Source organism: Tersicoccus solisilvae, assembly GCF_014643255.1.
GTDB classification, from domain to species: Bacteria; Actinomycetota; Actinomycetes; order Actinomycetales; family Micrococcaceae; genus Tersicoccus; species Tersicoccus solisilvae.
In genome coordinates this window covers 1-11,434 of record NZ_BMJI01000036.1, presented here as the reverse complement: position 1 = coordinate 11,434, position 11,434 = coordinate 1, and the positions used below count along the sequence as shown (strand labels likewise).

7 protein-coding genes and 1 pseudogene are annotated in these 11,434 nt (G+C 72.9%); 3 read left to right on the top strand and 5 right to left on the bottom strand.

From position 1 onward, the window contains the following. Positions 1–123: 123 nt before the first annotated feature. The 4 genes from IEX22_RS15165 to IEX22_RS15150 all read right to left on the bottom strand — a co-directional run bounded on the left by IEX22_RS15165 (position 124) and on the right by IEX22_RS15150 (position 5,701). Entirely contained in the window at positions 124–1,632 is a 1,509-nt protein-coding gene (locus IEX22_RS15165; protein ID WP_188669240.1) for an RNA polymerase sigma factor, read from the bottom strand. A 293-nt stretch (positions 1,633–1,925) separates the two neighbouring features. Further along, positions 1,926–3,239 carry a DUF4192 family protein gene (locus IEX22_RS15160; protein WP_188669239.1) on the bottom strand — a complete coding sequence of 438 codons (1,314 nt, stop codon included), beginning with the start codon at positions 3,237–3,239 and terminating at the stop codon, positions 1,926–1,928. A gap of 113 nt (positions 3,240–3,352) precedes the next feature. Continuing rightward, positions 3,353–4,609: an MFS transporter gene (locus IEX22_RS15155; protein WP_188669238.1), complete on the bottom strand. Its 1,257-nt coding sequence runs from the start codon at positions 4,607–4,609 to the stop codon at positions 3,353–3,355. Between the two features lie 81 nt (positions 4,610–4,690). Continuing rightward, entirely contained in the window at positions 4,691–5,701 is a 1,011-nt protein-coding gene (locus IEX22_RS15150) for a proteasome assembly chaperone family protein (RefSeq protein WP_229660094.1), read from the bottom strand. A 205-nt stretch (positions 5,702–5,906) separates the two neighbouring features. Here IEX22_RS15150 and IEX22_RS15145 point away from each other — a divergent pair, with 205 nt between their 5' ends. The 3 genes from IEX22_RS15145 to sucB all read left to right on the top strand — a co-directional run bounded on the left by IEX22_RS15145 (position 5,907) and on the right by sucB (position 10,859). Further along, the gene (locus tag IEX22_RS15145) at positions 5,907–7,478 is read left to right on the top strand and encodes a leucyl aminopeptidase (RefSeq protein ID WP_188669236.1); all 1,572 of its coding nucleotides are present in this window, start codon (positions 5,907–5,909) and stop codon (positions 7,476–7,478) included. A 99-nt stretch (positions 7,479–7,577) separates the two neighbouring features. Continuing rightward, positions 7,578–8,963, top strand: a complete 1,386-nt coding sequence (gene lpdA, locus IEX22_RS15140; RefSeq protein ID WP_188669235.1) for a dihydrolipoyl dehydrogenase — start codon at positions 7,578–7,580, stop codon at positions 8,961–8,963. Positions 8,964–9,017: 54 nt separating this feature from the next. Next, positions 9,018–10,859 (top strand): 2-oxoglutarate dehydrogenase, E2 component, dihydrolipoamide succinyltransferase, encoded by a 1,842-nt coding sequence (gene sucB, locus IEX22_RS15135; protein ID WP_188669234.1) that lies wholly within the window; start codon positions 9,018–9,020, stop codon positions 10,857–10,859. Positions 10,860–10,948: 89 nt separating this feature from the next. On the opposite strand, the pseudogene IEX22_RS15130 reads toward sucB, so the two are convergent. Further along, a pseudogene (locus IEX22_RS15130) lies at positions 10,949–11,434 on the bottom strand (hypothetical protein); the annotation flags it as partial.

The following is an 11,434-nucleotide window of genomic DNA, read 5'->3' as shown; positions in this document are numbered from 1 at the left end:
GACTGACCGCGCGTCGCCTGACACGCTGTCTCCCGACACCACCCCGTGAACGACGAAGCGGGGCCCTCCCCGGCCAGGAAGGGCCCCGCTTCACCCCGCCCCCTTGACAGGAACGACTACATATCAGTCGAGGTAGTCGCGCAACACCTGGGACCGCGACGGGTGCCGCAGCTTGGACATGGTCTTGGACTCGATCTGGCGGATCCGCTCCCGGGTCACCCCGTAGACCTTGCCGATCTCGTCGAGGGTCTTCGGCTGGCCGTCGGTGAGGCCGAACCGCATCGCGACGACGCCGGCCTCCCGCTCGGACAGCGTGTCGAGGACGGAGTGCAACTGCTCCTGCAGCAGCGTGAAGCTGACCGCGTCCGCCGGCACGACCGCCTCGGAGTCCTCGATCAGGTCGCCGAACTCGGAGTCGCCGTCCTCGCCGAGCGGGGTGTGCAGCGAGATGGGCTCCCGGCCGTACTTCTGGACCTCGACCACCTTCTCGGGGGTCATGTCCAGCTCGAGCGCCAGCTCCTCCGGGGTGGGCTCCCGGCCGAGGTCCTGCAGCATCTGCCGCTGGACCCGGGCGAGCTTGTTGATCACCTCGACCATGTGGACCGGGATGCGGATGGTCCGCGCCTGGTCCGCCATGGCGCGGGTGATGGCCTGCCGGATCCACCAGGTGGCGTAGGTGGAGAACTTGAAGCCCTTGGTGTAGTCGAACTTCTCGACCGCGCGGATCAGACCGAGGTTGCCCTCCTGGATCAGGTCCAGGAACAGCATGCCGCGGCCGGTGTAGCGCTTGGCGAGGGAGACGACGAGGCGCAGGTTGGCCTCGAGCAGGTGGTTCTTGGCGCGCCGGCCGTCGTGGATGATCCACTTGAGCTCGCGCTCGAACTTCCGGTCGAGCACCTTGCCGGCCCCGTCGGGATCGGCCTGCAGGTCCGCCAGCTTGTGCTCGGCGTAGAGGCCGGCCTCGATCCGCAGCGCGAGTTCGACCTCCTGCTCGGCGTTCAGCAGGGCGACCTTGCCGATCTGCTTGAGGTAGTCCTTGACCGGGTCGGCGGTCGCACCGGCGGACACGACCTGGACGGCCGGGGCGTCGTCGTCGTCGGCGTCGGAGTAGACGAAACCGGTGCCGGTCGTCTCCTCGCGCTTGGCGGTAGCGGTGCCGTTGCTGGCCGGGCGCCCGTTCTCGTCGTCCGCGGTGGTCGCGTCGCCGTCGGAGCCGGCGGACTCGTTCTCGTCGTCCTCGGGCACCGTGGCCTCGGCCTCCGCGTCGAGATCCGTCTCGACAGGTTCGGAGTCCTCCATCGTGTCCTCGCCCACGCCGTCGACGTTCTGGTCGTCGTCGGCCGCCGTGGTCTTCTTCCGGGTCGTCGCCCGCTTGGCGGTCGTCGACTTCGCGGCGGTGGTCTTCTTCGCCGCGCCGCTCGCCGCGGCCGGCTTCGCCGTGCTCGTCCTGGCGGCGGTCTTCGCGGCCGGCTTGGCGGCGCTCGTCTTCGCGGCGCTCGTCCTGGCGGCGGCGGGCTTCGCGGCGCTGCCGGTGGTGGCGCTCTTCCGCGCCGTCGGGCGGGTGGACCGCTCCTCGGTGAGGGTGGCCGTCGTCTCGTCGGATGCGGTACTGGACTTCTTCGCCGGTGACACTGAAAACCTTTCGCAGACTGTCCGCGGCGCCCCGGAGGCTGGGTAACACCACTATGACCCTGTCAAGTCCGTCGCACGGGCGCACTTGAAGGGTCTTGCTCCTTCAAACACCGGGGCCGTCCGGAATGTTCCCGCGGTCACGGTCGACCGAGGTCGAACGGTGTGATCGGTGGAAGCGGCCCGGGGGCGACGTGCTGGATGCCGCGGATGCGGCGGAACGGACTCGAAGGGTCGTCCGTCCATTGTGACACGACAGCGCGGCGGACGGCACATCCGGCGCGGCGGAGCGGTCGTCAGGCCGCGTCGGGGTGGCCGCCGTGCCACGCCGTGGACGGGTGCCGAGCCCATTCGTGCACCTGACCGAGGTCGAGGAAACGATCGAACAGGCGAGCCAGTTCGTATCCGCTGTCCTCCCGGAGGGCGGCGTCGAGCAGGTGATGCGCCCGCGACCCACGACCCCGGGCGAACTCGATCCAGCCGAGCAGGGTCAACGTGGCACAGCGGACCTGGCCGTCCGCGTGCGGGGCGAGCGCCTCGAGGGTGCGGTACGCGGCGTCCAGCCGCGCCCAGTCCGGGACGAGGGCCACCGACCCGGTGATCACCGAGGCCAGCAGGGGTACCCCGCCGGCCCGCAGGAACGCGTCCCGGTCCACGGGCGCCTGCCGGCACCGCTCCGCGGGCGTGCGGTGCCCCGCCGGATCCCCGTCGGCCGCCCCGGGCGGCGCGGGGTCCCGCGGACCGGCGTCGCGGCCCCGGACCTCGGTCCGCACGGCCTCCCGCAGCTTCGCCTCCCGCAGCCCGGTGTCGAGGAGGAGGTCGGAGATGACCGGCGACGGTCCCACCGCACTCTGGAACAGCAGCAGATCGCGGAGGGTGCGGCTGCGCAGCCCGGCCAGCAGCAGACCGGCGGCGTCGGGGTCCAACGGCACGGGCACCCGCAACCCCCGGCCGTCGGGCTGCCTGCCCGCCACCACCAGGGTGTCCTCCCACGCCGCCACCACGGTCCGGGCCCACGCCGGATCCGGAGGATCGGGGTGGGCCCGCACGGCGTGCGCGGCGGTGCGGCTCCGGATCGCCTCGGCGTCCGGGCCGGAGGGCGCCGGCAGCACCACCGGCGTCGGCTCCGGGCCCCAGGCGCGCCCGGCGAACACCAGTTCGGCGTTGAGCACGCTCGCGGCGATGTCGTCGAGCGGGCGGCGGCGGCCCCAGGGTGCGTCCGGCCGGGCGGCGTCGACGTGCCCCCAGCCCTCGTCGCCGACGTAGAGGCAGTCCCGCACCCCCACCCCCTGGCGTTCGAGGGTGCGCACGAGCCGGTGGACCAGCACCGGCAGACCGGACCCGGTGCGCGGGCGGGCGGAGGTGTAGACGACGACGAAGACGCCCGACGGCGCGCCGGGCGCGAGCACGGACTGGACGTACCGGCCCAGCTGGCCACCGGTGGACGCGGTGCACCGGGCCGGCAGGTCCAGGCGGAGCAGACCGCCCGCCTGGCCGCCGGCGTCGGCGAGCACGACCAGGCTCTCGCGCGGCCAGTGCCCCAGGCCGAACGGGATGTACGCGAGCAGATCCTCGGCGGAGCGGATGGCGGCGGCGGGCGAACGAGTCATGGCATCACGGTCCTCCGTCGCGGCCGCGCGTGGGACGCAGCGGTGCCGCCCTGTGGACGTCCGATGGCCTGGGGAGGGAGAACCGCCGCCGGGACAGGGGCCCCGGCCGCCCGTCAGGGGGTGCCGGGCCGGCGGCGAAGGATCCGCCGCACGCCCAGCAGGGCGAGGACTCCGGCGACGATCAGCACCCCCTGCACCGCCAGGGCGATGCGGAAGGCGTCGAGGGCGTACAGGTTCCCGCCGGAGAACCCGGTGGCGCGGAGCACGTCGAGGATCAGGCCGATGAGGTACATGCTGACCAGGGCCGCGGTGAACCCGCCGATGTTGACGATGCCGTTGGCGGTGCCCAGCCGCTGCGGCGGGTTGTACTCGCGGGCGAAGTCGAACCCGATCATCGAGCCGGGACCACCGGCGGCGAGCGCGACGACGAGCACGGCCAGCAGCCAGAACGGGGCCCGCCCCGGGTAGAGCAGCACCGCCGCCCAGGCGGCCAGGATGCCGACGGCGATGCCGAGGACCAGCCGGGACCGCAACCGTGGCCGCAGCGCCACCAGCCGCCCGAGGAAGGGTCCGCCGACCGCGCCCGCGACGACGAACACGGTCATCAGGACGGCCACCAGCTCCGGCGCGATGCCCTGGCCGGACACGAGGAACGGGTACCCCCATGCCAGGACGAACACCTGACCGGGGAACTGGACGGTGAAGTGGCTCCACAGCCCGAGCCGGGTTCCCGGCTCCGCGAAGGCGTCGGCGACCATGCGCCCGGTCTGCCGCACGGTGGGGGTCCGCCCGTGGGAGGCCGACCCCGGGGGTTCGCTCCGCACCAGGGCGACGGCCAGCACCGCCGCGAGGACGCCCGTCGCCGCGAGCGAGACGAAGGCCGCGGACCAGCCGACGCGGCCGAGCAGGGCGGCGAAGGGGATCGAGGAGAGCAGCTGCCCGCCCATGCCCACGATGCCGGTGAGCTGACTGAGCAGGGGCACCTGCGTGGGCGGGAACCAGAGCGGGACCAGGCGCAGCACGCAGATGAAGGTCATGGCGTCGCCCGCGCCGACGAGGACGCGGCCGAACACCCCGGCGGGGATCGTCGTGGCCGCGGCGAGCTGCAGCTGCCCGACGGCCATCAGCACCGCTCCCCCGGCGATCATCACCCGGGAGCCGAACCGGTCGGCGAGCACCCCCACGGGGATCTGCAGGCTCGCATAGACGACGAGCTGGATGACGGCGAACGCGGAGAGCGCCGAGGCCGTCGCGTCGAACCGGTCGATCGCCGCGACCCCGGCGACCCCGAAGGACGTGCGTTGCGTGATGGCGACGACGTAGGCGGCGAGACCGGCGATCCAGACGACCCAGGCTCGACGCGTATCCACCGTGCCATCATGACAGCCCGGTGACCGCGTTCGGGCACCATGACGGGACGCACCGTGACGGGCCCGTCCCGGGGCCGGGCCTCACTGCTGGGGGCCGGCCCCGTCCGCGTCGTCGGCGGCATCGTCGTCGTGATCGCCCGGCTCGGCCGGCGGGGTATCCAGCGTCAACTGGTCCGCGGGGTCACCGTCCATGGTGGCGAGATAGGCCTCGACCGCCGCGCCGAGCTCGTCGGCGTCCGGCAGCTCTCCGTCCGGCCCGGCGAGCAGCGACCGGCGGGGCTGGCGGTCGCGATGGTACTCGTCGTACTGGGCCTGCAGCCCACTGACCAGCTCGCGCACCTCGGCCGAGGCCGCGACCTGCTCGTCGATGGACTTCTCCAGCTCCCGGCCGGCCTCCCGGAGCCGATCCGAGGGCAGCATCAGCGACGCCGCGGCGCTGAGGTGCTCCAGGCCGGTGACGGCGGCCTGCGGGAACCGGGCCTCGGCGAGGTAGTGCGGCACGTGCACCGCGAACCCGACGACGTCCTTGCCGGCCTCCGTGAGCCGCAGCTCGAGCAGCTGACCGACGGTGGCGGACATCCGCGCCGTCGGCTTCCACGCGGAAATGCCGTCGATCAGGTCCGGCCGGTTGCCGTGGGCCGTGACGGCGAGCGGTCGCGTGTGCGGGACGGGCAGCGGCAGGGAGTGCACCCAGCTCACCAGCCGCACGTCGAGTTGCTGGACGAGCCCGACCACGGCGGCGGCGAACCGCTCCCACTGGTAGTCCGGTTCGAACCCGCTGAGCATGAGGAACGGCTGCCCGGTCTCGTCCTTGAGGACGTGCACCTGCAGCCGGGGCTGCTCGTAGTCCGCGAAGTGGTCGCCCTCGAACGCGATGATCGGGCGGCGCCCGCGGTAGTCGTAGAGCGCATCGGCGTCGAACTCGATCACCAGTTCATGCTCGAGGCGGTCCAGCAGTTCGGTACGGATCTGGTCCGCGGCCTGACCGGCCTCGGCGGCGCCGGTCAACCCCATGATCAGGTTGAGGCCGCGGATCTGCGGGGTGTGGACCAGGTCCGACACCACGTCATAGAGCGTGGACGGGTCCTGCACGGTGACTCCTCGACGGTCGGAACGGTGGCCGGGCGCCGCCGCTGCTGCTCTGTTTCTCTCGTTCTCTACAACGTTCGCACGGGGACGTTGCATTCCCGGGCGGACGCCCCGTCGGTCGCGACCGCCCCGCGCGCCGCACGGCTCGTCGGCGTGGCGTGATTGGATCGGGACGGGAAAGGACATCGTCACGTCGAGGAGGACACCCATGGCGCCGAAGAAGAAGACCACCGACATCACCGCTGGCCTGATCACCGCACCGGTGCGCATCGACGCGTGCCGGGAGGACCTCGCGAAGGTGCGGGCCGACGTGCTCGTCCTCGGCGTCGCCCAGGGACCGGACGGCCCGGCGCTGCTGGACGCCCCGCTGCCGCCGGCCGAGCGGGACCGCGTGGCCGCGGCCCTGCCCGCGCTCGCCGCGACGGGAGCGCCCGACGAGCTGCTCCGGCTGCCCGCCAGTGACGGGGTGCCGGCCGCGCCCGCGCTCGCCCTGGCCGGGGTCGGTCGCCTCGCCGACGCCGGCACGGCGCGCGCCGAGTCGCTGCGCCGCGCCGCCGGGTCGGCCGTCCGGCAGCTCGCCGGGTCGGCGACCGTCGTGCTGGGTCTGCCCGCCGCCACCGTCGAGGACGTCGCCGCCATCGCCGAGGGCGCGGCGCTGGGCGCCTACGCCTTCACCGCCTACCGGCAGGCCACCGCGAGCGGCCTGCGCGCCCCGGTCGGCCGGGTGCTCGTGCCCACGGGCCTGCCCGGCCGGGTGATCCGCCCCGCCTTCGACCGGGCCCGGGCGATCGGTGCCGGCGTGGGGCTGACCCGCTCCCTGGTGAACCAGCCACCGCTGGACCTCTACCCCGAGACGTTCGCCGACGTCGCCGTCGCCGCGGCCGCCTCCCGGCCGGTCACCGTCACCGTGCTGGACGCCGACGAGCTCGCCGCCCAGGGCTTCGGCGGCCTCACCGGCGTCGGCCAGGGCTCGTCCCGCGGCCCCCGGCTCGTCCGCGTCGACTACGCGCCCTCCGGCGCCCGGGCGCACCTGGCCGCGGTCGGCAAGGGCATCACCTTCGACTCCGGTGGGCTGAGCCTGAAGCCGCCGACGGGCATGACGACGATGAAGTCCGACATGGCCGGGGCCGCCGCGGTGCTCGGCGCCGTCCTGGCGGCCGCCGACCTCGGGCTGAAGGTGCGGATCACCGGGTGGCTGTGCCTGGCGGAGAACCTGCCGTCCGCGACGGCGCAGCGACCCTCGGACGTCATCACGATCAAGGGCGGCCGGACCGTCGAGGTGCTCAACACGGACGCCGAGGGCCGGCTGGTCCTCGCCGACGGCCTGGTCGCCGCCGGCGAGGAGAAGCCCGACCTGCTCATCGACATCGCGACCCTCACCGGGGCCCAGATGGTGGCCCTGGGCACGCGGGTCAGCGCCGTGATGGGCAGCGAGGCGGCCCGCCAGGCGGTCGTCGACGCGGCGAGTGCGAGCGGCGAGGAGTTCTGGCCGATGCCCCTGCCGGCGGACCTGCGCAGCGGCCTGGACTCGACCGTCGCGGACATCGCGAACATCGGCGGCAAGTTCGGCGGCATGCTGACCGCCGGTCTGTTCCTGCACGAGTTCGTCCCCGAGGTCGACGGGCGGCGCGTGCCCTGGGCCCACCTGGACATCGCCGGACCGGCGTTCAACGAGGGCGGCGCGTGGGGCTACACCCCCAAGGAGGGCACCGGTGTGGGTGTGCGCACGCTGCTGGCGCTGGCGGAGTCCGTGGCGCGTCACGGCGCAGTGCGCGAGTAGAGTCGGAAGGCGCGCCCACAGTAGGGTGAAGCGCGGAAACGACAGCCCGGGCAGGGGATGATCCCTGCTCGTCGGACGAACAGGCGAGGGAGCATCCACGTGGCCGATTCGGCAGCTTCGCAAGCATTCGACATCCTGATCCTCGGCGGCGGCAGCGCGGGTTACGCCTGCGCCCTGCGGTCCGCGGAGCTCGGCTTCTCGGTGGGGCTGATCGAGAAGGGCAAGCTGGGCGGCACCTGCCTGCACAACGGCTGCATCCCGACCAAGGCCCTGCTGCACTCGGCGGAGATCGCCGAGAACGCGAAGACCGCCGCGAAGTACGGGGTGAAGGCCTCGTTCGAATCGATCGACATGCCGGCGGTCAACGCCTACAAGGACGGCATCATCGCCGGCAAGTTCCGCGGCCTGACCGGGCTGATCAAGTCCAAGGGCATCACCGTCATCGAGGGCGAGGGCAAGCTCACCGGCCAGGACACCGTCACCGTCGACGGCACGGCCTACACCGGCAAGAACATCGTCCTGGCCACCGGCTCCTACTCCCGCAGTCTGCCGGGGCTCGAGATCACCGGCAACAAGGTCATCACCTCGGACCACGCCCTGACCATGGAGACCCTGCCGAAGAAGGCGCTGGTGCTCGGCGGCGGTGTCATCGGCTGCGAGTTCGCCTCGGTGTGGAACTCGTTCGGGGTCGACGTGACCATCATCGAGGCCCTGCCCTCCCTGGTGCCGAACGAGGACGCCGCGATCGTCAAGCAGCTCGAGCGGGCCTTCAAGAAGCGCAAGATCGACTTCAGCACCGGCGTCCGGTTCGCCGGCGTCGAGGAGAACGAGAACGGTGTCAAGGCGACCCTCGAGGACGGCAAGACGTTCGAGGCGGACCTGCTGCTCGTCGCCGTCGGCCGCGGGCCCGTGACCGCGAACCTCGGCTTCGAGGATGCCGGCCTGACCATGGACCGGGGCTTCGTCATCACCAACGAGCGCCTGCACACCGGTGTCGGCAACATCTACGCCGTGGGTGACATCGTCCCGGGCCTGCAGCTGGCGCACCGCGGCTTCCAGCAGGGCATCTTCGTGGCCGAGGAGATCGCCGGGCAGAAGCCCGTCGTCGTCGAGGACGTGAACATCCCGAAGGTCACCTACTGCGAGCCCGAGATCGCCTCGGTCGGCCTCACGGAGGCCAAGGCCAGGGAGAAGTTCGGGGACGACGCGGTCGTCACCCAGGAGTACAACCTCGCCGGCAACGGCAAGACCTCGATCCTCGGCAGCGCGGGTCTGATCAAGCTGGTCCGCCAGGCCGACGGCCCGATCGTCGGGGTGCACATGATCGGCGGCCGCATGGGCGAGCAGATCGGTGAGGCGCAGCTCATCGTCAACTGGGAGGCCTTCCCGGAGGACGTCGCGTCCCTCGTGCACGCGCACCCGACCCAGAACGAGGCGCTGGGCGAGGCCGCGATGGCCCTGGCCGGCAAGCCCCTGCACGGCTGAGCGCCCCACCACCCGCCACCAGCACCACTCGTACACAGAAGAAACGGGGACGACATGTCTGAAACCGTCAGCCTTCCCGCCCTCGGTGAGAGCGTCACCGAAGGCACCGTCACGCGCTGGCTCAAGTCCGTGGGCGACGAGGTCGCCGTCGACGAGCCGCTGCTGGAGGTCTCCACCGACAAGGTCGACACCGAGATCCCCTCCCCGGTCGCCGGGGTGATCGAGGAGATCCTCGTCGAGGAGGACGAGACCGTCGAGGTCGGCGCCGCCCTCGTGCGGATCGGTTCCGGCGACGGCGCCGCCTCGTCCGGCGGCGACGACGCCGCGCAGGACGCGCCCGCCGAGCAGGAGCAGGCCGAGCCCGCCGCCCAGGAGACCGAGCCCGCCCCCGAGCAGGAATCGGCCCAGCCGGAGCAGGCGCAACAGGAGTCCGCGCCCGCCGCGCCGTCCGGTCAGCAGGGCGGTGGTGCCGGTGGCGAGAGCAGCGAGGTCACCCTGCCGGCGCTCGGCGAGAGCGTGACCGAGGGCACCGTGACGCGGTGGCTGAAGTCCGTCGGTGACGACGTCGCCGTCGACGAGCCCCTGCTGGAGGTGTCCACCGACAAGGTCGACACCGAGATCCCCTCTCCCGTGGCGGGCACGCTGCAGGAGATCAAGGTGGCCGAGGACGAGACCGTCGAGGTCGGCGCCGTCCTCGCCGTGATCGGTTCCGGCGCCGGTGCGCCCGCGAAGGCGGAGGCCCCCGCTCCCGAGCCCGTCGTCGCCGCCCCGTCCGAGGACCGCGAGGAGGCCGCTCCGGCGTTGACGGAGCAGGAGAAGCCCGCCCCGGCGCAGCCGCAGCAGGCGGTCCAGCCGCCCGCCACCCAGCAGCCCGCCCAGCCGGAGGCGCCGAAGCAGGAGGCGCCGAAGCAGGAGGCGCCGAAGCAGGACGCGCCGGCTGCCGGTGGTGACGGCGGTGGTTACGTGACGCCGTTGGTGCGCAAGCTCGCGCAGCAGCACGACGTCGACCTCGCCTCCCTGACCGGCACCGGCGTCGGCGGCAGGATCCGCAAGCAGGACGTCATCGAGGCCGCCGAGGCGAAGAAGGCCGCGGCCGCGCAGCAGGCGGCCCCGGCTGCGCCCGCGGCGGCGGCCCCGGCCGCGGCCGGCGCGATCTCCGAGGAGAGCGCCCGGCTGCGCGGCACCACGCAGAAGGCGCCGCGCATCCGCCAGGTCATCGCGCAGCGCATGAAGGAGTCGCTGGACGTGTCGGCCCAGCTGACCCAGGTGCAGGAAGTGGACATGACCCGCGTCGCGAAGCTGCGGGCCCGGGCCAAGGATCAGTTCTTCGCCCAGGAGGGCGTCAAGCTGACGTTCCTGCCGTTCTTCGCCAAGGCGGTGGCCGAGGCCCTGAAGCAGCACCCGAAGCTGAACGCCTCGTACCACGCCGAGTCCAAGGAGATCGAGTACCACGACTCCGAGCACCTGGCGATCGCCGTGGACACCGACAAGGGGCTGCTCGTCCCGGTGATCCACGACGCCGGGAATCTCAACCTCGCGGGGATCTCGCGGTCCATCGCCGACCTGGCGGAGCGGACGCGGACCAACAAGATCGCCCCGAACGAGCTCTCCGGCGGCACCTTCACCATCACCAACATCGGCAGTGTCGGCGCGCTGTTCGACACGCCGATCATCAACCAGCCGCAGGTGGGCATCCTCGGCACGGGCACGATCGTCAAGCGCCCCGTCGTGGTCGCCGACCGTGACGGCAACGACACCATCGCGATCCGGTCGATGTGCTACCTGTCGCTGACCTACGACCACCGCCTGGTCGACGGCGCGGACGCCGGCCGGTTCCTGCAGTCGCTCAAGCAGCGGCTGGAGGAGGGCGCGTTCGAGGCCGATCTCGGCCTCTGAGCCGACGCGGTCCTCGGAACGGGGCGGGAGCACACCGGTGCCCCCGCCCCGTTCCGCGTCCGCGGCCCCGTGGCCGGTCGCACGGCGCGTCAGTCCGTGTCCCCTCGGTCGCCGCCGCCGCGCACCACTTCGATCCGCCAACCGTCCGGGGACCGGGCCAGTTGCAGCTGGACCTCCTGGCGGCTCGATGCCGCGACGGTACGCACGACGGCGCCCGACGCGTCGATCTGCCGGTACGCCGAGAAGCGCGCACACACCCGTACCACGGCCCGTCCCGGTGCCAGTCCGTCCGCCCGGACGCGCTGGGCGCAGCTCACGTCGACGCGCAGCCCCGCCAGCCGGCCCGCCCCGGAGACGAGCCCGGCCGCGGCGGCCCGATCCCCGGCGGCGGCCGACGACCCCGCCACGGTGAGCCGACCCAGCACGTCCCATCGCCCGTCGCGGAAGGCGCGGGCCCGCAGGTCCACCAGGGCGCGTGCGGCCGCCACCGGGTCGCCGGTCACGGGCGGCGTCCCGGCCGCCGGAGCGGAGCCGGAGGCGACCGACGGCGCGGGAGCGGCCGCGGCGGGGACCGA